Genomic DNA, 19,516 nt, shown 5'->3' with positions numbered 1-19,516 from the left:
GCTTAAAATAAATCGATATAATACCCAAAAATCCGGAAAAATGACAAAAGGCTTTCAGAATGAGACCATTCTGAAAGCCTTTTGTCGACAATCTGCAACGTGTATAAGTTTCCTTATACACGTTGTTTCATGGATGGATGCTTACAGGCGTTCCAATGGGGATGGTTCTTGCTAGCTCTTCTACATCTTTATTGTGCATACGAATACATCCTCTTGATACTGCGTGCCCAATGGAGCTTGGATTATTGGTTCCATGAATTCCATAGCCTTGCTTGGACAGGCTCATCCACATCGTCCCAAATGGCCCCCCAGGATTAGGTGCTTTATTAATAATAATATAGTTTCCAATTGGTGTTTGGTTTAGAATTTTCCCAACTGCAATTGGGTATTGTTTTTGAGTTACGCCATCTCTTTTCAAGCGAAGCCATCTTCCATTAACAGATACCTCTATTTGATAAGGCAACGTATTCGGGTCAGGAAAGCCAGGTATTTCGATGGACTGACCTACATAAATAACATTCGGATTAATCCCAGCATTTGCGCGGACAATTGAAGAAAATGGTGTTCGATAATCCACAGAAATTTGATAGAGGGTTTCTCCTCGTTTCACGGTATGCTTCAACACAAACCAACTCCAAACAATGGATTTGTACTTATACTATGTTACGGATATAGAGAATAATCACAAGGGCAATGCCGGTAATTGAAGTACGAAAAAAGCACGCAAATGTGAAAATTTACGTGTTTTTATGAACAAACAAAGCGATTGCGTCCGCTTTGTTTGGCTCTATATAGATTAATATCAGCTTTATTAACTGTATGAAGTAATGTTGAATTATCTTCTAAACTAGCTAAACCAATAGAGGCCGTAATTTTAATATGTTGATACTCATCAATAATAAATTCGTGTTCTTTAATTTTTTTATGGATTTGTTCAATTAATTTCTTTGCATCTTCGTTTGTAGTATTTCCGATATAAATAATAAACTCTTCGCCACCATATCTTCCAACTTGAATAAATTTAGTTTCATAATCTTTTAGGATATGTGCGACATCTATTAATATTTTATCCCCAATTAAATGACCATAAGTATCATTAATATTTTTAAAATGATCAATATCGACCATAGCGATATAATGATTTGGTTTCAAAGATTTCACCTTATCAGTAACTACATCAAAGAACTTTCTCTTATTAAGGAGTTTTGTTAATGGATCTTCCCCAGCTTGTTTTTCTAGTTCATCATATAAATACTTCAGCTGTCGATTTTGCATAATAAATATGTACCAAATAATGCCTGTTATAATAAATGATATACTTCGAATAAATGCGATATCTTTAAAAACTTCAAGACCGTTTGGCATGGCAAATATTATCGGAATATCACAAATTAACCAACATCCAATAAGAAGGCTAAGTTTTTCAAGATAATTACTTTCTATATTTGCTCTAGAATGGAAAGCTAATGCAAGTAGTGTTGGACCAATCATTCCAAAAAGGATACCAGGGACCATTCCATCACCGCCCATTAAAAATCGCCAGAAACCTGCAATGATTAATGAAGAAATGGCAATTTTCCAGCCGTGGAAATAAGCAAAAAATACAAGTGGAATAAAGCGCATATCTAACCAAAAATCGCCGAATCGGATCGGTAAATAAAACATAGCGATGATAGAACAAGAGACTAATATGATAGAAAGTGTATGATAGGTGAAAGAGGTTATTCTCTTTCGATAATGCATAAGCATACTCATGATCAAATGCGTTAATAGGATAATTGCTAAATTGGAAAGAATGGATTGGAACATATGCGCACCTCTTTTCTATACTGAGCTCAAGTATTACTTCTTATTTAATAATATAACAATTTTAATAGAAACAATCACAAAAGTTTAAATGCTTTTGTAATGAAAAAATTGATATAAAAAGCTTTAATGAAATAAATATACCAATATATTTATCGTGTTGTATAATTATAAATTAGAATGTTTAAATACATAATTGGAGGCACATTATGCGGAAATATATTGGAGAGATCATGTTATGTATTACTGCGGTTATTTGGGGAAGTGGTTTTGTTGCGAGTGCGATTTCACTTGAACATTATACACCCTATCAAATATTAGCGGGTCGCTTTTTAGTAGGTTTTATTATACTAAGCATTATTTTTAATAAAAAGTTAAAAACATTAAACCGTGAAATCATAAAAAAAGGATTTGTACTGGGCTTCTTTTTATACGTCGCTTTTGCATTGCAGACGGTCGGACTACAGTTTACAACACCTTCAAAAAATGCGTTCTTAACAGCAGTGAACGTTGTAATTGTTCCGTTTATCGCATTCCTTGCTTACAAAAGGAAGATAGATAAATTTGAATTGTTTGGCGCAGTGTTAGCGATTATCGGAATCGGTTTCCTTTCTTTACAGCTATCTGCGGATGTAAATATTGGAGATTTGCTTACACTAGCCTGTGCAGTGGCATTTGCTTATCAAATTTTCTATACAGCCAAATATGTCAAAGATGAAGATCCAATTACTTTAACAATTGTACAAATGTTTTTTGCTGCAGTATTTGCTTGGATTGTCGTACTTTTCAAAGGCGAGTTTAACTTTTCGATGGAAACAGAAGCCGTATCTTCTATTCTTTACTTAGCGATTTTCTCAACAACGATTGCTTACTTGTTCCAAACAATCGCACAGAAATTTACGAACGAAACAAAGGCTGCCATTATTCTATCAACGGAGTCTTTCTGGGGAATGGTATTCTCAATCGTGTTGTTAGGCGAAGTATTAACTACTAGAATGGTAATCGGAGCAATCTTAATTTTAATTGCTATTATCATATCCGAAACAAAATTAGCCTTCTTGAAAAAGAATCGTGTGGAAAAATTAATATAAAAATTCAAGCAGCCGCCAAGTTTAGACGGCTGTTTTTAATTTGGTTCTTTATCTATGCCAGCTTGTGATGAAACTTGTTGTAATCCCACCAAAAATGATTGTTGTAACGGAAAGTATTAGCGATTCTTTAGAAATTAACAATCCCCCAAGGCCAATTACGTGAGCATCTATTATAAAAATAATGACGCCGACGTTGATGTTGATTTTATCTGCAATAAATTGGGCTAGTAGGTCGGTTCCTCCTGTACTAGTTTCAAAGCGTAACATAATTCCAATACCAAGACCGACAAAAATACCGCCGAAAATAGAACTTAGTATGGGATCAATTCGTATAAAATCGCGTAAAGGCTTTAAAATGTCGATTACGATCGACGAGATGAGCAATCCATGAAGGCTATTGTAAAAATAATTTTTATATTTATACCAAGCTAATATAAAAATAGGAATACTTAATACAATAATCATGAGGCCAATTTTTAGCTGAAATAGATAGTACGAAATAAGCGATAATCCAATAATTCCGCCATCTAATACTTCATAAGGTGTTAAGAATGCATTGATGCCTATAGATAGAAAAATGCTTCCTATTAAGATGGCTGAGCCTTTTTTTATGTAAACCATGTTATTCCCCTCACAATTGGACATGTTCCATTTTATGAGTTCTTTTCAAGCAACAGAAGTTTTTTCATTCCCAAATCATCTTTTGATTTTGGGATTTTTTGCGTTTAGTAACATGGCGAAAACTCCAATCGCATTTAGCTCTATTCCTCGCCCGTGTTCAAAATCACCAACAGGGTGTGATTTTGCTCACTATGTCAAAGTCCATTTCAAATTAGAATACAAGTAAGCAGTAAATTAAAGGAGGAATACCCCATGAAAAAGACAAATGAGGAGAACTCATTAAGAGGAACATTATTTTCAACCGTCGTGTTTGTTGGAGGAACAATTATTCTGTTTATTATCGTACTTCTAGTTTTATATATGGATAGAGTTTAAGGAGGAGTAAAGATGAAGATACATCGCATGGAAGAAATATGGCTGATATTTGGTGTTGCAATTATCGTTATTTCAATGGCCATTACAGGATATCAAGCGTTTGCTTTTGACATGGAACCACCAAGTGGCACGGAACACATCGATCCACAAAAGGTAGACGAAACAGCTCCTTTTGATAATCCGGGAGTTTTTAAAACAGGAGATAACACGTATGAAGTGGTGATGACGCTTCAAGTATTCTCGTTCACTCCAAATGAAATTGAACTACCAAAAGGTGCAGAAGTAACGTTTATTATGACTTCAAAAGACGTTGTACACGGTTTTCAAGTAGCAGGTACAAATTTAAATGCAATGATCGTGCCGGGGTATGTACAAAGAATCACTCAAACATTTGATGAACCAGGAGAATACCTCGTTTTATGTAATGAATATTGCGGTGCGGGTCATCAAGCGATGGCAACGACAATTACGGTGAAATAGAGGAGGGAAAAGAATGGCGACGATCACAGAAGGCGTAATGCAAAAAGCGTCTGTAAAAGATAAAGTAACGAAACTACTTGGCGTTAATTCATTGGATGCTAGACTTTCATTAGTGTTTATAGGAATTGCATTTATCGCATTTTTACTTGGAGGAATATTAGGGTTACTGCAAGGCCTTAACCGCGCGGGGCTTTTAGAATTACCAGCATGGTTAAATTACTATCAGGTACTTACAGCGCATGGAGTTTTATTAGTTCTCGTATTCAGCACAACATTTACGATTGGTTATTTTTATGCAGCACTATCCCATACACTCGGAGGACTTCTACCGAAAGTTCGAAAAATGGGCTGGGTTGCATTAGGGTTAATGGTGATTGGTGTTGTGTTTGTAGCAACAACGATTATTCGTGGAAATGCATCGGTTATGTACACGTTCTACCCACCTATGCAAGCATCACCTTGGTTTTATGTAGGCTTAGTATTTCTTGTAATTGGTATTTGGGTAACGGCATTTGGCGCATTTATTAATGTAGCACATTGGAGAAAAAATCATCGTGGGGAGCATCTACCACTACTAGCGTATTTTGCAACAGGCGTGTTCGTCCTATTATTCTTTGGTAGCTTTGGTGTAACTGCTGAAGTATTATACATTCTTCCATGGGCTTTTGGTTGGACAGATACAATTAACGTGATTCTGACACGTACGCTATTTTGGAGCTTTGGTCATACGCTCGTAAACATTTGGTATTTAACAGCGGTATCTACTTGGTATATTGCGATACCAAAATTAATTGGCGGGAAATTATTTAGTGATTCATTAGCGAGATTAGTAGTAATTCTTTTAGTCATCTTAAATATTACAGGTGGTTTCCATCATCAAATTATTGATCCAGGGATTACGCCACAGATTAAATTCATGCATGTATTTATGAGTTTAGCCATTGGATTCCCTTCAATGATGACAGCATTTGCTATGTTTGCCGTATTTGAAAGAGCAGGAAGAAAAAAAGGAGCAAAAGGTCTACTCGGCTGGTTTAAAGTATTACCTTGGGGAGATGTACGTTTCCTTGCACCAATGATTGCCATGATTTCCTTCATTCCAGCAGGTGCAGGTGGTATTGCTCAAACAAACTTCCAATTGAATCAAGTAGTTCATAACACGATGTATATCGTAGGTCACTTCCATTTAACATTGGGTGTATCAGTAGTTATGTCATTCTGTGGCGCGGTGTATTGGTTAGTACCACATTTAACAAAACGTGTTCTAACGCCAGCGATGAACAAAATAGGTGTTGCTCAAACAATTATTTGGACATTAGGGATGACGTTAATGTCAGGTGCAATGCACTGGGTAGGGCTACAAGGTTCTCCAAGAAGAACTTCCTATACAACATATGGAGATAACGCAACGGCTCTTGGCTGGGATCCATATTTATTCTTACTAGCAATTGGTGGTACGCTGTTAATTATCGGTTGTATCCTAATGTTCTACATCGTATTCAACCTAATGTTCTTAGCACCAAAAGGCGAAACGGAATTCCCGATTGCAGAACCTGAAGAAGACGCACTTCCAACACCAAAATGGACGGAGCGTTGGACAATGATTATCGTATTAATGCTAGCAGTGGTGGCAATGGCGTATGTCATTCCTTTAGTTGACATGATCTTCAACGCACCACCAGGATCACCACCGTTTAGAACGTGGTAACAAGAAAAGCGGAGAACGCCCGCTTAGCTCCGATACGCACTGGAGATTCCTGACAAACGTGCTTGCACGTGCAGGAAGGAATCGAAGTGCGCGAGGAGCTGGCGTTCGGAGCTAGACAGAAAGAAAACGGAAGATGCTTTTTAGATTAATAACTTATTAGGACGTGATTGTAATGTTCGCTAATAGAAAAAATACAATCGCTATCGGTATTGTTCTTATGTTCGGATTTGTTTTACTCTTTGTCGGTACTGATGGTTTTAGTGCGTATACGATGGAAACGGCAAGAGTGAATAAATTGATGAAGGAACATCCCGTTTTCCCTGAAGTGACGCTAGAGGATAGTAAAGAAAGGACATATCCATTTTCCGAATTTAAAGGGAAATATGTCTTTATTACATTCATTTATACTGGGTGTTCAGATGTTTGCCCGCAATTAGAATTAAATCAAGCAGAAGTGTATAAGCGCATTCCACAAAAGTATATAGGGGAAGAAATTGTCTTCTTGAGTATCAGTTTTGATCCAACAAATGATGACCCGAAAGTATTGAACAAATATAGAACCTATTTCCAAAGTGACGGAGAAACTTGGCGAATGGCAAGAATTCCAGATCAAACGGAGCTCGATAATTTATTAAATGAATTTGGCGTGATTGTCATTCCCGATGAAAATGGCAATTTCCAACATAACTCAGCTTTTTATTTAGTTGATCCAAATGGCATATTAATTGAAGTCATGGATTATCAGGAGATTGAAGAAGCGGCAAAAAGTGTAACGACAATTCTTGAAAGGGAAGGGAGCAAATAACTATGAAACAAGCAAAATATGGTCTCGTTTTATATATCTTTTTAATGCTCCCACCTGTCATTACATTTCTAGAATCAGTCATGGCCATTCATATGCACATGCAAATGCCGCTTTTATTGATTGTAGGTATGCTTTTGGCGCCCTTCTTTCAAAAACATTTTCCACAATTTTTTGGGACTTGGAATAAAAATGGGGTACCGGGGATTACCCTATTTATGATCATCGTCATTTACTGGTTAATGCCAAGAACAATGGATGAGGCATTAACTGAACCTATTGTTGAAGTATTTAAGTTTATTAGTTTACCTTTTTTAGCAGGTATTCCATTACGAGATAGTTGGTCAAAGTTAACTGGTGTAAGCAAAAACATCATTTACGTACTATTAAGCATGCTTTTCGGATTAATGGCATGGCTCTATATTGCTTCACCAACACAACTTTGTAATAACTATTTACTCATTGAACAAAAGGCTCTTGGATGGGGATTCTTATTATTAGCGGCAAGCATTGTGATCTATTTCTTATCGACTATATTTATTGATGAATCGAAATATGTTTAGTTAAATATTTCTTCTTTCAATTGCTCAATGTTTAAAATAAAATTACCGCTTTCGTCCGTATTGATAAGTGCTTTCTTTTTTAAATACGTTAATGTGCGGCTGACCGTTTCTCGGCTAGAGCCAATCATGTTGGCTAAGTCACGGTTGGTAAATTGAGTTTTAATACAATATTGTTCATCATCTAATTGCTCACCATGATTTTTCGCCAAACGGATTAATAGAAGAATAATTTGCTCGTACGTATTGTGTAAAATTTGTTCTTCTAATCGATTTTGAAGATCAACAATTTTATCACCTAAAATACGGAAGATTTTAATACAAACTTGCGGGTGCTTCACTAAAAAATCTTCAAATGAACGAATTGGAATATAAATTAATTCAGCCTCTTCCATCACTTGAGCATGTGCAGGATAATTCCCTTTTCGAAAGAATCCTTGATGGGGAAACATTTGGCCATCTTTAAGAATGTTAACAATTTGTTCTTTCCCTTGTGTGTCAGTACGGTAAATTTTGATGGCGCCATGATGAATAAAATATACATTTGTTAAAGGGTCGCCTTGCATAAAAATATGTGTCCCAAGGCGGTAAGTATGATGCTTTGCTATATGAACAATCGGTTGTATTTCTTGATCCGTTAAGTCTTTAAACAATGGAAAACGTTGAAGAAGTTGTTGAATGGATTCCTGATTCACGAAATCATCCTTTCTGCATTAAACTAATATTCTATATACTACTTTATCATAAACAGGAATAGTTCCAGTTAAAAATAGGAATTTTAATTATAAACGGATGTAACATTTATTTTGTGTAGTAAAAAAATAATAAACCCTACATATAAAAAGTTGGAGGAAATTAAAATGAATGACGTTCAAATGAAGCAAACACTACATGCACCAGACATCGAACCGAAAATACGTCATCGTAGTATAATGAAAGCTTTTGATGAGCTAAACAGTGGCGAATTTATGGAATTAACAAATAACCATGATCCTAAACCATTGTATTATATGTTTCTTATAGAAAGAGAGGGTCAATTTACGTGGGAATATCGCGAACAAGGACCTGATCTTTGGCGAATCGTAATCGGGAAAAATTAATTTAATATAACTTTATTTTAAGCTGAAAGAAATAAACAGTCGATTTCATCCATAGAAATAGACTGTTATGCGTTAAGATATACGCTCTCTTAATTTCGTTTGAACATGGTGAGACGCTTCTTTCTTCTGCGCCATTCGAATGAATATATTATTTGATACTAATGATAGGATAATAAAGATCGTCCCAATAATATCAAAGGTTGTTACAGGATTGCCTTGGAAAATAGAAATTAATAGAGTTGTAACGGGCACAAAGTTAATGAACAACAATCCATTTAATGGTGATAAGATGCTTACACCAATATTCCAACCAAGTAATGCAATAACGCCAGGGAAAATAATCATAAACAATAAATGCGGACTTACGGCTGTTATGTCATTAACTGATGGAATGGATGTATATCCAAAGAGTGTTGTTCCTCCAGTAATCACAACCGCTGTGATCGTTCCAAGTAAACAGCTTAACGTTGAGTATCGTAAAGCCGACCAGTTGCTAAATTCACTACCACCCATCGTATAGATCACCCATCCAATTACGGCAATGAAGATAAGTATAGAAGGAATAAAATTATTCGTTGCACCAAGGAATCCTTGAATATCGCCTTTTGTAATAACTAACATTGCACCGATAAAGGAAACCAATACACAGATTAATGTAAATAAATGCGGGCGATTTTTGAAAATGATCCATGCAATAACAATCGAAATCATCGGCATAAGGGATTCCATAATCGAAGCCACCATGACGCCTGAGTGACCTAATAAGTCCTCTCCCCAGAAGATAAATAGATTATAAATGGTAAACGCCATTGTACCGAAAAACCACAATTGAAGACCTTTTCCTTCAAATTTAAAGGATTGCTTTCCTTCTTTCCAAAATAATATCGCTACTAAAATAATCGAAACCGATCCATATCGAATGACTGTAAAATAGAAAGGATCAATATGTTTAAAAGCGTCATGTGCTACAGGAAACATTGCTCCCCATGACACAGCCGCAATAAAACATAAAACAGCTCCGAGTAATACATTATTTTTCAATGAATTTCTACCTCTTTCACAAAATTGTCTTATTTATCTTATATCTGTTTCGATATCTCGTAAAATGAATAAAAGGAATGAATACCATCATTTTTATTGATATCATAGAAATAGAGAGAAAATAGTAAGGGACTGAGAAAAAGTGGAATTTAAAGACTTGGAAATATTTCAAATGGTAGCGGAAAAAGGAACCATCACAGAAGTAGCCAAACAGTTTAGTTATGTACAATCGAATATTACTTCGAGAATTCAGAAGTTAGAAACAGAACTGAACACGCCTTTGTTTAATAGACACCGTCGTGGTATGAGTTTGACACCTGAAGGAAAAAAACTATTATCCTATAGTAAAAAAATATTAATGTTAACAGATGAGATGAAAAAAGCTGTCCAAAGTAATAATGAACCCTCTGGAAAATTAGAAATTGGAACTGTAGAAACAGTTTATCATTTACCGAAAATCCTCTCTTCCTACATAAAGAAATATAAAAAAGTTGATTTGTCCTTGTTTACGGGCGTTACGGAATTATTAGAAGAAGATGTGCTAAATCATAAGTTAGATGGAGCTTTCGTTACGGAAGCAGACTTTCATCCAGATCTTGTATCATATGAAGTGTTCCATGAAGAGCTTGTGGTAATTTCTGATATGCGTCATTACACATTAGAAGAGCTGAAAAACGAACCATTTTTATGTTTCAGTGAAGGGTGTGGCTACAGAGCTCGCCTTGAAACGTGGTATAAAGACGAAAACGTAAAACCGCAAAAGGTTATGGAATTCGGTACGTTAGAAACAATTCTACGGAGTGTTGCGATGGGTCTTGGGGTGTCCTTTGTTCCAAAATCATCCGTTACTCATATGGTACAAAGCGACCTCATCCAATGTCATACATTACCAGATAAATATAGTAAGATAAAAACGGTATTTATTAAAAGAACCGATACGTACTTAACATCTACTATGGAGAAATTCATTGAAACGATTGAAAGTAATAAGCAAGTATCAATTGAAAATATATAGTTGAAGGGGAGGGATAGAATGAAATATAACCTAGTTTTATATGTTTCAATTTGTTTGATGCAACTCATCATACTTACAAATATTACGTTGCTTAATGATGAATGGAATGGCATTACTATGTTTTTATGTACAAGTATATTTATGTTCTGTTCCGCTGTATTTGGTTTAAGTAGACAAGCTAAAAAGTCATAAGAGAATAAAAAGCATTCAAGGAAGTAACGATCCTTGAATGCTTTTTCATTTTCAATTATGAATCGCCTGTACTCGTCCAATTTGTCCATCCGTTAGTCTGACTTTTATACCATGGGGATGGGTACTTGAATTAGTAAGAATATCTTTCACAGTTCCTCTTGTAAGCTTTCCGGTTTTCTGATCTTTCTTTAAAACAATATCAACCACCGTACCAGGTACAATGTCTTTCCGATTCTTTCCGTTCATTACACACCCATTTTTCTACGAGTGTTACTTGTTTTTTTCGACTGCTGGCTTTTCATTTTTTTTGGTGAAAGGTCCATATTTGTATTTCCCTTACCATTAGAAGCTTTGTTCTTTTTATTTTCAAGTTGTTGTTTCACGGCATCTTGTAAGCTCATTTTCTTTTTCGGTGCTTCTGATTGATTATTTTCTGTCATCGGGAATTCTCCTTTTATAAAGATCATAGTGAATCCAGTATAATCGATTTTCATTTATTGTGAAAGAAAATGGTAGGGATATTTGCATTTATGGTTGAAATTGCTTGTTTTATAGAAATAACTAATTATAAACAACAAAAGTTTTTTAATATACAATATTTATTTATTGTAAAACGATAAATGTGGTGTTATTATCAATTTACAAAAAACTAAGTGAGGTGCTTTTTATGAAAAGAGGATCAACACTCTTTTTAAAGATTGCTGTCATTCTTATAGGTGTTCCCGTGCTTGCAGCGTGTTTATTTTTACTGCCCCAAATTGCCAATGAAGCACATGAAGCAGCAGACAGAGGTTCGGATATAGCCTTTGTGGTTTATGGTCTGTTAATGGTTATGTATGTTTCAGCAGTGCCATTTTACTTTGCTTTATATCAATCCTTTAACATACTAAGCTATATTGATAAGAACCTATCTTTTTCTCAATTTTCCGTTAGAGCTCTAAAAAAAATTAAAAAAAGTGCCATAATTATCAGTGTCCTATATGTAGTAGCCCTGCCGTTTGTATATATTTTAGCGGAGGTTGATGATGCACCGGGTCTGATCCTCGTTGGAATGGTCATGGTATTTGCGCCATTAGTGATTGCTGTCTTTGCTGCTGTTCTCCAAAGACTTTTACAAGAAGCGATTCATATAAAATCTGAAAACGATTTAACAGTCTAGGGGTGGTAACAATGGCAATCATAATCAATATTGATGTAATGCTAGCAAAAAGGAAAATGAGCGTAACCGAACTTTCGGAAAAAGTCGGCATTACGATGGCGAACCTGTCTATTTTGAAAAACGGTAAGGCTAAGGCGATTCGATTTGCTACATTAGAGGCAATTTGTAAAGCGTTAGACTGTCAACCTGGCGATATTTTGGAATATCGAAGTGAAGAAGAGTAATAAGCATAAATCTTTGGAGGCATAAATAATGAGAGCACTAAAACAACTTGTTCGTTTTGGGTGGGAGCAGGCATTATCCTGTTTGTTTCCTGTTGTAATTTTTGCCTCATTGGCTTTGACACAAATCTTGCCGCTCCCTGTCCTTCCGAGGTATGATTGGCTGCTTATCATTTGCCTTCTGATGCAGTGGTGGATGGTTCGTTCCGGTCTTGAAACAAAGGATGAACTAAAGGTAATCACATTATTTCACTTGATTGGCCTTACACTTGAAATATTCAAAGTGCATATGGGCTCCTGGTCTTACCCAGAGGAAGGGTATTTTAAAATTTTTGGAGTGCCTTTATATAGTGGATTTATGTATGCAAGTGTGGCCAGCTATCTTTGTCAGGCATGGAGAAGGTTGAAGGTGGAACTGATTAAGTGGCCGCCGTTATTCATGGTTGTCCCTCTTGCTGCTGCAATCTATTTGAATTTCTTTACTCACCATTATTGGGTTGATATTCGTTGGTGGCTATCAGGGCTCGTTATTCTTGTTTTTTGGAAGTCCTGGGTCACATATGAAGTGGGTGGAACTCGTTACCGCATGCCACTCACGGTTTCCTTCATACTCATCGGCTTTTTTATATGGATTGCAGAAAATATCGCAACGTATTTTGGTGCATGGAAATATCCAAATCAAGTGGATGCATGGAGTCTCGTTCATTTAGGAAAAGTGAGTTCCTGGCTTTTATTAGTGATTGTGAGCTTTCTAATTGTGGCGACGTTAAAGCAAGTGAAGGGAAAAAATCAATTAGAATAAGTATTCCTAGTAGTCGCTTCTAACCTCTTTAATTGCATTTTTTACCCTAAATGTTCAAAATAATGTTATTCTTAGAAAGAAAAATACAAAAGTGAGTAGGCGAACACATGATTGAAGTTAAAACATCTTCTCTAAGTGATGGAGAATTTAATAGAGGGGTATTTGCTACACGTGATATTAAAAAAGGGGAGCTTTTGCATGAAGCACCTGTTATTTCTTATCCAAATGAGCAGCATGAACATATTGAGAAAACCCTTCTTGCAGATTATGCGTTTGAGTATGGAATAAATCATACGGCGATTCTGCTAGGGTATGGGATGTTGTTTAACCATTCGTATGAACCAAATGCTGTTTATGATATTAATTTCGATAACCACACATTTGATTTCTTTGCTTACAAAGACATAAAAGCTGGTGAAGAGATTTTAATTAATTATAATGGCGAAGTGGATAATATGGATGAACTGTGGTTTAACAAAGACAAAGAGTAACAGGAATTAGGAGATGCGATTGCTAATTGGAGCGATCGCATCTTTTTATAATTAATTCGCCTTCATAAATGTAATCGTCCGTGCATCACTATCATACAAACACCATTCTCGGTGATCGACGACGGATCCAACGTTAATCCAATATTTTTTCTTAATTAACGGAAATTCTTCGCCAAAGAGAATAGTGAGTGGAAGCTTTTTTCCTTTACGATAAATACCGCTGCGATGACTATGTCCAAAAAAGAGCAAAGGGGTTTCAATTGCTACAGGTAATTCAATTGGCTCCCAATGTTTGTCCCATACGATTTGATGGCCGTGGAGCAGTGTAGCACCTTCAATGACAATACTTTCAGGCAGTGCTGCAAACCTTTCAATCCCTGTCACTTGGGTAATCCGTTCTTCTTGATTTCCTCGAATGGATGGAAAAGTAAGCAGCTCTTCAAATTCCTCCCTCACAATTGCAGCTTCTTCTAATGGTACATTGTTAACTGTACTCGCTTTTTTCTTTCCAATGGTACATTCGTATAAATCACCTAACCCTAAAATGGTAGCGGTTGGTGCTTGTTGTTGAATATGATTTAAAACCGCAATGGTATCTTCTATATTTGAATGTAAATCCCCTAAAAGTGCGTATTTCATTTGCTCACCCATCCATAAATTTACTACTCATATAATACAATGGAATGCCAAGTAAGAAAATAATGAGAACTCGTGAACTTTCAAAATAACACTTCCTTTTGTAATATAATGGATTTACTTAAAGAGTTTCTACCTAGGAGGGATCTTGATGAATCTAGTGGAAGTGAAAGATTTAACGAAAAAATTCGGGAAATTTACGGCACTTGATCGAGTGAATTTATCAATTGAGGAAGGGGAAATTTTTGGGTTTATCGGCCCAAATGGTGCAGGGAAATCGACTACTATTCGCGTGTTGTTAGGGATGTTAAAACCAACCAGTGGGCAAGCAAAAATATTTGGAAAAGATGTATGGCATGATGCCGTTGAAATTCATAAAGAAGTGGCATACGTACCAGGAGATGCAAATCTTTGGCCGAATTTAACAGGTGGAGAGGTCATTGATATTTTCCTGAAAATGCGCGGAAATGGCAGTAAACAGAAACGTGACGAATTAATCGAACGCTTTCAATTAGACCCTACTAAAAAATGTAGAGCCTATTCAAAAGGAAATCGCCAAAAAATCGCACTTATTTCAGCCTTTGCGTCAGATGCGCGGTTTTTTATATTAGATGAACCAACATCCGGATTAGATCCATTAATGGAGCGAACTTTTCAAGAATGTGTCTTAGAGGCTAAACATGAAGGGAAAAGTGTCTTACTATCAAGCCATATTCTTTCAGAGGTTGAAAAACTTTGTGAGAAAATATCCATTATTCGCGAAGGAAAAATTATTGAAACCGGTACATTAAGTGAAATGCGCCATTTAACTCGTACGAATTTTATTGTACAAACAAAACAGCCGATATCGGAATTGGCTAATTTTAAAGGAATTTATCATCTTCTTGAAAACAATGATGGTTTATCATTCCAGGTTGATTCAGAAAAAATTGATGAAGTAATCAGCTATATAAGTAAATTTGGCATTGTGAAATTAGAAAGTGCACCGCCTACATTAGAGGATTTATTTATGCGTCATTATGAAGGGACCACGGATTCGGTTGGAGGCGTATCGCAATGAATCGAAACCTTTACAAAGGAACTGGTCCATTAATTAAGCTTATTTTCCGAGCGCAACGCTTTAAAATGATTACATGGATTGTTGGGATTGTACTTGTAACATTATCTGTTGCATTTTCCTATCCAAATGTTTATCAAGATGATGTCTCGAAAAAAGGGTTTGCCTTAACAATGCAAAATCCTGCCATGGTCGCGATGCTCGGTCCGGGTTATGATGAGGCAGATTATTTAATTACAGTGGGGACTCAATTTGCCCATGAGATGCTTATCTTTACCATTATCGCAGTTGCAGTTATGAACATATTACTAGTAGGTAGTAGTACAAGAACAGATGAAGAAACCGGAAGAATTGAAGTGATACGGTCCTTGCCTATTGGTAGACTGGCATACTTAGCCGCTTCATCAATTGTGATTTCTATCGCAAATATTAGCATTATCCTCTTAACCGGGTTAGGAATTTATCTTTTAAATATTGAAGGAATCACATTTGAAAGTGCGCTTCTATATGGTGTTATTCTTGGAGTAGGTGGTCTACTGTTTGCTGCTATAACTGCATTTCTAGCCCAAATTTCGAGCACTTCTAGAGGCACAACCGGCTTAGCCTTTTCGGTATTAGTTGTGGCATACTTAGTGCGTGCTATAGGAGATGTGAGTAGTGAACCATTCGCGTTAATCTCGCCTTTAGGATGGCTAGTTCGAACAGAAGTATTTATTGAAAATGCTTGGTGGCCAATTATGCTTTCTCTATTATTTTCGGTGATCTTCGCGGTGGTCGCTTTTTACTTAAATTCTATACGTGATATAGATGCAGGCTTTTTACCAACAAGAAAAGGCAAAAAGAATGCAACTGCTTTCACCAAAACGGTATTTGGCTTAGCTTTCCGATTACAAACAATGAAAATGATTGCATGGGGATTGGGCATTTTCGCGCTCGGTGCTTCCTTTGGTGCCGTCCTTGGTGATTTAGAAACGTATTTTAGTGATATGGAATTTCTCGCGTTATTTATGAGCCAAAGCACGGACTTTTCCATGACAGAGCAGTTCATTTCTTTATTAATGGCGATTATGTCATTAATTTGTTCTATACCAGTAGTAATGACAATTTTAAAATTAAAAAGTGAAGAACATCATAATCGAACAGAAAATTTTTATAGCCGTGCCGTTTCGAGAAACCATGTATTAGGAAGTTACATGGTTTTAGCGATATTCGAGAGTATTTTTTACCTATTGTTATTAGCGATTGGTTTATGGTCTACAGGTATTACGATGATGAAAGAGCCGATTTCTTTAAGTACTGCAACATCAGGAGCGTTTGTTTATCTACCGGCATTGTGGTTTATGATGGGTCTTGCAGTAATGTTGTATGGCGTTAAACCTAAAATAATAAGCTTAATTTGGGGATATGTTGCTTTTTGTTTTATCGTTGTTTATTTGGCCGGTATGTTAGAATTCCCTCAGTGGTTAATGAATTTTTCCGTTTTTGAAGTCATACCCAATATACCTGCTGCCGATATGAGTTGGAGCTCTATCGCTGTGTTATTACTATTAACGATTGTTACGCTCGGTATTGGATTTGTTTGTTATAACAAGCGTGATTTAGAAGGTTAATGGATCTTTTCTATTGTTAAAAGCATTCACAAAAATATACTCTGATATAAAAATTTATTGGGCTTATAATTCTTTTGATTTTAAGCAACATAAAGCCATAACATTTTGGAGGTGTTTTTGTGATGCAAAATAATAATGGTAAACGCTACACTCAATCAGGTACTGATATTGAAGAGGTAAAACGTCAAAATGCACAAGCAGGACCAGCACAATCTTTTGGAACTAACCCACAAAAAGTGAGGGAAGAAATTGCTCAAGAAGCAGGGCCATTTAATCAACCTGCAGCACCGAGTCAACCAAGCCAATCTTTCTCAAATCCAATGGCAGGAGCACCTTTTGCAACAAATCCGCAAAAGGTAAGAGAAGAGATTGCGCAAGAAGCAGGTCCATTCAATCAACCTGCAGCGCCGAGTCAACCAAGCAAAGCCTTCTCAAATCCAATGGCGGGAGCACCTTTTGCAACAAATCCACAAAAGGTAAGGGAAGAGATCGCTCAGGAAGCGGGTCCATTCAATCAACCCGCAGCACCGAGTCAACCAAGCCAATCCTTCTCAAATCCACTAGCGGGAACACCTTCTGCAACGAATCCACAAAAGGTGAGAGAAGAGATTGCGCAAGAAGCAGGACCATTCAATTCATTTAAAAATCAATTAAATCAATCGATCTCAAATCAATCTAGACAATTTGGTACGAATCCACAAAAAGTACGAGAAGAGATCGCCCAAGAAGCAGGGCCATTTACTCAACCATTCTCAAATCAACCGTCAGCTGGTAAAACAGCATCTGGTACGGATATTGAAGAAGTACGCCGACAAAATCAGCAAGCAGAGCAAGGGAAAAATAAGTTTTAATAAAAGAAAACGCCTCTTTCATGGGGCGTTTTTCTAATAAGATGAAAATTGTCCCATAAAACGAAAAGTGTGTCCCATAAGGGAGGGTAGCAAGATGGAAAATAATCAACGCTTTACAGTAGCAGGTACGGATATTGAAGAAGTAAAACAAAAAAATGCACAATTCGGTTTATCCTATAAGGAAGTGCTAGAAGTTCTCGCAGCAACAGGTGGAACAGGGACGAAGCAATTTAGCAATACAGATGCGGAAGAAGTAAAACAACAAATCAATCCTCACTAAATAAAAAAAGGGCGTCCTAAGATGAAAGCCTTAGAACGCCCACTCATTATTCATAAATGTATATTTCTGAAATTTGATAATAACCTTCTTCATTAATGAGTACAGTATATTCTTTGTAACGATCGTAGTACTTTTCTTCGCCTGTTCCGTTGTAGAAATTAAACTGTTCATTTGTGGAGACAACAGCATAATCGCCATACATTTCGACATTCGTTACACTGTTGTTTAGGAAGTCAAACGTAAAATTTTGTCCAGCGATCTCATTAATATACTCTTCCATTTCAACGTAGGCGTTGCTATTTGGATCTAACATATCGGAAATCCAGTAAAATTCTTCGTAATATAGGGCTAATTCATAATATTCACGGAATGAAAGGATAAAATTTGTTAAAGATTCTTCATCAAATGAGTACGAATATTCATCCCAATAATCATTGTAGTATTCTTCATCATAATATTCTTCAGTACCATATTCATCCCAATAATCTGCATACTCTTCCTCGTAGTAGTAATCTTGTGCAGGGTCTGAGTAAGTAAATTCCTCATAAACACCGAATAAAGACGCAACCGCATTTTTACTCATAGGCTCATGAATCCAACCATCGACTAAAGAAGTAACCGTATACAAAGGTATAGAGAATCCGAAGCTATTGTTTGGTGTATAAAGTAAAGAATTGATGCCAATTACCTTTCCAGTTTTTCCATCCACTAATGGTCCGCCACTACTACCTTGGCTAATTTGTGCATCAATTTGATACAATTCCTCATAAACAAAGCCATATTCCATATTGCGATTTGTGCCAGTTAAATAGCCGATAGAAGCGGAGTTTTCAAAACCTTGTGGACTTCCAATGGCAATTACCTCTGTTCCTACAACGGATTTTTCCTTTTCTATTTCAAAAGGTTGCGCATTGACATAATCTTTTGCAAGGAGAAGTGCAACGTCTGATCGATCTGATATGCCAATGACTTGTGCAGGTGATTCTTGCCCTGCATGGTTTCGCACAATCACATCCGTATTGCCTGCAACAACGTGGGCATTGGTGACAATGTAGCCTCCTTGTTGATAAAGGAAACCGGAACCTTGGCTATCCTGAGAAATAATCGTGAAAACTTTTGGCATCGATTCTTTAATGACTTGCGTTTTTTCCTTCTCGGTCATTTCCTTTTCAGCAGGTACATTCGTAACTTGCTCTATTTTAGGTGTTTCAGGTTGTGTTGAAATTTGTGTCGCTTTGTCATTATTGTTTGATAGTAATATGAAAATACCAATACATACTCCAACTGTCGTAATTAAGGATATACAGACACCGACAATCAACCATGTATTTTTCGGATTTTTACTTTTTAAATTTTGGCCACAAGCTGCACAAAACTTCCCATTTTCTTCAGTTTTCGAACCGCAATTTGAACAGTACATGTTTGGCCTCCAAACTTTTAGGTATTTTGAATTATATTCGTACCTCTATTCTACTATTCAATAAATAGAGTTGCAAAGTTCAATGTATCGCAAAAATTCCAGTATGTAACATTTTTTAATAGATTCATATTTTTTTTATTCCCAAGGAGTATAATGTAAGGAACACGCATTGACTTTAATCGATGTAAAAAGGGAGAG

The 19,516-nt window shown here is 36.3% G+C and carries 25 protein-coding genes; 16 read left to right on the top strand and 9 right to left on the bottom strand.

Features of this window, described 5'->3' with window-relative positions; all coding sequences use genetic code 11:
- Positions 1–127: 127 nt before the first annotated feature.
- Both EK386_RS12320 and EK386_RS12315 read right to left on the bottom strand, forming a co-directional pair.
- Positions 128–622: a L,D-transpeptidase family protein gene (locus EK386_RS12320; protein ID WP_126659478.1), complete on the bottom strand. Its 495-nt coding sequence runs from the start codon at positions 620–622 to the stop codon at positions 128–130.
- A gap of 125 nt (positions 623–747) precedes the next feature.
- Positions 748–1,809, bottom strand: a complete 1,062-nt coding sequence (locus tag EK386_RS12315; protein WP_126659471.1) for a GGDEF domain-containing protein — start codon at positions 1,807–1,809, stop codon at positions 748–750.
- 206 nt (positions 1,810–2,015) lie between these two features.
- On the opposite strand from EK386_RS12315, the gene EK386_RS12310 reads away from it, so the two are divergent.
- Positions 2,016–2,897 carry a DMT family transporter gene (locus tag EK386_RS12310; RefSeq protein ID WP_126659470.1) on the top strand — a complete coding sequence of 294 codons (882 nt, stop codon included), beginning with the start codon at positions 2,016–2,018 and terminating at the stop codon, positions 2,895–2,897.
- Positions 2,898–2,945: 48 nt separating this feature from the next.
- Here the strand turns inward: EK386_RS12310 and EK386_RS12305 are convergent, their stop codons facing one another.
- A complete protein-coding gene (locus EK386_RS12305; protein WP_126659469.1) occupies positions 2,946–3,518 on the bottom strand; it encodes a YitT family protein in 573 nt (190 codons plus the stop codon).
- A gap of 252 nt (positions 3,519–3,770) precedes the next feature.
- Between EK386_RS12305 and EK386_RS20575 the strand changes: the two genes are divergently transcribed.
- The 5 genes from EK386_RS20575 to EK386_RS12285 all read left to right on the top strand — a co-directional run bounded on the left by EK386_RS20575 (position 3,771) and on the right by EK386_RS12285 (position 7,446).
- Positions 3,771–3,893, top strand: a complete 123-nt coding sequence (locus EK386_RS20575) for a hypothetical protein (protein WP_281274262.1) — start codon at positions 3,771–3,773, stop codon at positions 3,891–3,893.
- Positions 3,894–3,905: 12 nt separating this feature from the next.
- Positions 3,906–4,373 carry a cytochrome c oxidase subunit II gene (locus EK386_RS12300; protein ID WP_126659468.1) on the top strand — a complete coding sequence of 156 codons (468 nt, stop codon included), beginning with the start codon at positions 3,906–3,908 and terminating at the stop codon, positions 4,371–4,373.
- A 13-nt stretch (positions 4,374–4,386) separates the two neighbouring features.
- On the top strand, positions 4,387–6,081 hold the full coding sequence (locus EK386_RS12295; RefSeq protein ID WP_246027659.1) for a cbb3-type cytochrome c oxidase subunit I: 1,695 nt from the start codon (positions 4,387–4,389) through the stop codon (positions 6,079–6,081).
- Between the two features lie 172 nt (positions 6,082–6,253).
- Positions 6,254–6,886, top strand: a complete 633-nt coding sequence (locus tag EK386_RS12290; protein ID WP_126659467.1) for an SCO family protein — start codon at positions 6,254–6,256, stop codon at positions 6,884–6,886.
- A gap of 2 nt (positions 6,887–6,888) precedes the next feature.
- Positions 6,889–7,446, top strand: coding sequence for a hypothetical protein (locus EK386_RS12285; protein WP_126659466.1), 558 nt, complete (start codon positions 6,889–6,891; stop codon positions 7,444–7,446).
- Here the strand turns inward: EK386_RS12285 and EK386_RS12280 are convergent.
- Positions 7,443–8,138, bottom strand: coding sequence for a Crp/Fnr family transcriptional regulator (locus EK386_RS12280; protein WP_126659465.1), 696 nt, complete (start codon positions 8,136–8,138; stop codon positions 7,443–7,445). The two genes, EK386_RS12285 and EK386_RS12280, sit on opposite strands and share 4 nt — an antisense overlap.
- Positions 8,139–8,303: 165 nt before the next feature.
- Between EK386_RS12280 and EK386_RS12275 the strand changes: the two genes are divergently transcribed.
- Complete coding sequence (locus tag EK386_RS12275) at positions 8,304–8,543, top strand: DUF2249 domain-containing protein (RefSeq protein WP_126659464.1); 240 nt, start codon at positions 8,304–8,306, stop codon at positions 8,541–8,543.
- Positions 8,544–8,615: 72 nt separating this feature from the next.
- Here EK386_RS12275 and EK386_RS12270 read toward each other — a convergent pair whose 3' ends face one another.
- Entirely contained in the window at positions 8,616–9,584 is a 969-nt protein-coding gene (locus tag EK386_RS12270; protein WP_126659463.1) for a DMT family transporter, read from the bottom strand.
- 142 nt (positions 9,585–9,726) lie between these two features.
- On the opposite strand from EK386_RS12270, the gene EK386_RS12265 reads away from it, so the two are divergent.
- Positions 9,727–10,599, top strand: coding sequence for a LysR family transcriptional regulator (locus EK386_RS12265; protein WP_126659462.1), 873 nt, complete (start codon positions 9,727–9,729; stop codon positions 10,597–10,599).
- A gap of 243 nt (positions 10,600–10,842) precedes the next feature.
- Here the strand turns inward: EK386_RS12265 and EK386_RS12260 are convergent, their stop codons facing one another.
- The gene (locus EK386_RS12260) at positions 10,843–11,037 is read right to left on the bottom strand and encodes a YwbE family protein (RefSeq protein ID WP_126659461.1); all 195 of its coding nucleotides are present in this window, start codon (positions 11,035–11,037) and stop codon (positions 10,843–10,845) included.
- The gene (locus tag EK386_RS12255; RefSeq protein ID WP_126659460.1) at positions 11,037–11,231 is read right to left on the bottom strand and encodes a hypothetical protein; all 195 of its coding nucleotides are present in this window, start codon (positions 11,229–11,231) and stop codon (positions 11,037–11,039) included. The genes EK386_RS12260 and EK386_RS12255 overlap by 1 nt, the downstream gene beginning before the upstream one ends.
- A gap of 227 nt (positions 11,232–11,458) precedes the next feature.
- Here EK386_RS12255 and EK386_RS12250 point away from each other — a divergent pair, with 227 nt between their 5' ends.
- The 4 genes from EK386_RS12250 (at position 11,459) to EK386_RS12235 (ending at position 13,464) form a co-directional block, all read left to right on the top strand.
- Complete coding sequence (locus EK386_RS12250; protein ID WP_126659459.1) at positions 11,459–11,950, top strand: DUF2975 domain-containing protein; 492 nt, start codon at positions 11,459–11,461, stop codon at positions 11,948–11,950.
- A gap of 11 nt (positions 11,951–11,961) precedes the next feature.
- Complete coding sequence (locus EK386_RS12245) at positions 11,962–12,174, top strand: helix-turn-helix domain-containing protein (protein WP_126659458.1); 213 nt, start codon at positions 11,962–11,964, stop codon at positions 12,172–12,174.
- Positions 12,175–12,202: 28 nt separating this feature from the next.
- Complete coding sequence (locus EK386_RS12240) at positions 12,203–12,973, top strand: DUF817 domain-containing protein (protein WP_126659457.1); 771 nt, start codon at positions 12,203–12,205, stop codon at positions 12,971–12,973.
- 107 nt (positions 12,974–13,080) lie between these two features.
- On the top strand, positions 13,081–13,464 hold the full coding sequence (locus EK386_RS12235; RefSeq protein WP_126659456.1) for an SET domain-containing protein: 384 nt from the start codon (positions 13,081–13,083) through the stop codon (positions 13,462–13,464).
- A 51-nt stretch (positions 13,465–13,515) separates the two neighbouring features.
- On the opposite strand, the gene EK386_RS12230 is transcribed toward EK386_RS12235, so the two are convergent.
- Complete coding sequence (locus EK386_RS12230) at positions 13,516–14,103, bottom strand: metallophosphoesterase family protein (RefSeq protein ID WP_126659455.1); 588 nt, start codon at positions 14,101–14,103, stop codon at positions 13,516–13,518.
- 148 nt (positions 14,104–14,251) lie between these two features.
- Between EK386_RS12230 and EK386_RS12225 the strand changes: the two genes are divergently transcribed.
- From EK386_RS12225 to EK386_RS12210, 4 genes are all read left to right on the top strand, one after another.
- On the top strand, positions 14,252–15,160 hold the full coding sequence (locus EK386_RS12225) for an ABC transporter ATP-binding protein (RefSeq protein ID WP_126659454.1): 909 nt from the start codon (positions 14,252–14,254) through the stop codon (positions 15,158–15,160).
- Positions 15,157–16,767 carry an ABC transporter permease gene (locus tag EK386_RS12220; protein ID WP_126659453.1) on the top strand — a complete coding sequence of 537 codons (1,611 nt, stop codon included), beginning with the start codon at positions 15,157–15,159 and terminating at the stop codon, positions 16,765–16,767. The genes EK386_RS12225 and EK386_RS12220 overlap by 4 nt, the downstream gene beginning before the upstream one ends.
- Positions 16,768–16,886: 119 nt before the next feature.
- Positions 16,887–17,618 carry a hypothetical protein gene (locus EK386_RS20450; protein WP_126659452.1) on the top strand — a complete coding sequence of 244 codons (732 nt, stop codon included), beginning with the start codon at positions 16,887–16,889 and terminating at the stop codon, positions 17,616–17,618.
- 94 nt (positions 17,619–17,712) lie between these two features.
- Complete coding sequence (locus tag EK386_RS12210) at positions 17,713–17,898, top strand: gamma-type small acid-soluble spore protein (RefSeq protein ID WP_126659451.1); 186 nt, start codon at positions 17,713–17,715, stop codon at positions 17,896–17,898.
- 46 nt (positions 17,899–17,944) lie between these two features.
- Here EK386_RS12210 and EK386_RS12205 read toward each other — a convergent pair whose 3' ends face one another.
- Positions 17,945–19,318 carry a trypsin-like peptidase domain-containing protein gene (locus EK386_RS12205; protein ID WP_126659450.1) on the bottom strand — a complete coding sequence of 458 codons (1,374 nt, stop codon included), beginning with the start codon at positions 19,316–19,318 and terminating at the stop codon, positions 17,945–17,947.
- Positions 19,319–19,516: the final 198 nt, after the last annotated feature.

This window comes from Lysinibacillus antri (assembly GCF_003977595.1).
Taxonomy (GTDB): Bacteria; Bacillota; Bacilli; order Bacillales_A; family Planococcaceae; genus Ureibacillus; species Ureibacillus antri.
The sequence above is the reverse complement of the archived record's forward strand: the minus strand, read 5'-3'. Positions and strand labels throughout refer to the sequence as shown.

What these genes read in the sequence shown, in the direction of transcription:
- EK386_RS12235 (WP_126659456.1), top strand. Translation starts at nt 13,081, where the DNA reads ATGATTGAAGTTAAAACATCTTCTCTAAGTGATGGAGAATTTAATAGA.
- EK386_RS12230 (WP_126659455.1), bottom strand. Translation starts at nt 14,103, where the DNA reads ATGAAATACGCACTTTTAGGGGATTTACATTCAAATATAGAAGATACC.
- EK386_RS12260 (WP_126659461.1), bottom strand. Translation starts at nt 11,037, where the DNA reads ATGAACGGAAAGAATCGGAAAGACATTGTACCTGGTACGGTGGTTGAT.
- EK386_RS12250 (WP_126659459.1), top strand. Translation starts at nt 11,459, where the DNA reads ATGAAAAGAGGATCAACACTCTTTTTAAAGATTGCTGTCATTCTTATA.
- EK386_RS12315 (WP_126659471.1), bottom strand. Translation starts at nt 1,809, where the DNA reads ATGTTCCAATCCATTCTTTCCAATTTAGCAATTATCCTATTAACGCAT.
- EK386_RS12275 (WP_126659464.1), top strand. Translation starts at nt 8,304, where the DNA reads ATGAATGACGTTCAAATGAAGCAAACACTACATGCACCAGACATCGAA.
- EK386_RS12255 (WP_126659460.1), bottom strand. Translation starts at nt 11,231, where the DNA reads ATGACAGAAAATAATCAATCAGAAGCACCGAAAAAGAAAATGAGCTTA.
- EK386_RS12245 (WP_126659458.1), top strand. Translation starts at nt 11,962, where the DNA reads ATGGCAATCATAATCAATATTGATGTAATGCTAGCAAAAAGGAAAATG.
- EK386_RS12295 (WP_246027659.1), top strand. Translation starts at nt 4,387, where the DNA reads ATGGCGACGATCACAGAAGGCGTAATGCAAAAAGCGTCTGTAAAAGAT.
- EK386_RS12300 (WP_126659468.1), top strand. Translation starts at nt 3,906, where the DNA reads ATGAAGATACATCGCATGGAAGAAATATGGCTGATATTTGGTGTTGCA.
- EK386_RS12225 (WP_126659454.1), top strand. Translation starts at nt 14,252, where the DNA reads ATGAATCTAGTGGAAGTGAAAGATTTAACGAAAAAATTCGGGAAATTT.
- EK386_RS12285 (WP_126659466.1), top strand. Translation starts at nt 6,889, where the DNA reads ATGAAACAAGCAAAATATGGTCTCGTTTTATATATCTTTTTAATGCTC.
- EK386_RS12220 (WP_126659453.1), top strand. Translation starts at nt 15,157, where the DNA reads ATGAATCGAAACCTTTACAAAGGAACTGGTCCATTAATTAAGCTTATT.
- EK386_RS12205 (WP_126659450.1), bottom strand. Translation starts at nt 19,318, where the DNA reads ATGTACTGTTCAAATTGCGGTTCGAAAACTGAAGAAAATGGGAAGTTT.
- EK386_RS12240 (WP_126659457.1), top strand. Translation starts at nt 12,203, where the DNA reads ATGAGAGCACTAAAACAACTTGTTCGTTTTGGGTGGGAGCAGGCATTA.
- EK386_RS12210 (WP_126659451.1), top strand. Translation starts at nt 17,713, where the DNA reads ATGGAAAATAATCAACGCTTTACAGTAGCAGGTACGGATATTGAAGAA.
- EK386_RS20575 (WP_281274262.1), top strand. Translation starts at nt 3,771, where the DNA reads ATGAAAAAGACAAATGAGGAGAACTCATTAAGAGGAACATTATTTTCA.
- EK386_RS12290 (WP_126659467.1), top strand. Translation starts at nt 6,254, where the DNA reads ATGTTCGCTAATAGAAAAAATACAATCGCTATCGGTATTGTTCTTATG.
- EK386_RS12310 (WP_126659470.1), top strand. Translation starts at nt 2,016, where the DNA reads ATGCGGAAATATATTGGAGAGATCATGTTATGTATTACTGCGGTTATT.
- EK386_RS12305 (WP_126659469.1), bottom strand. Translation starts at nt 3,518, where the DNA reads ATGGTTTACATAAAAAAAGGCTCAGCCATCTTAATAGGAAGCATTTTT.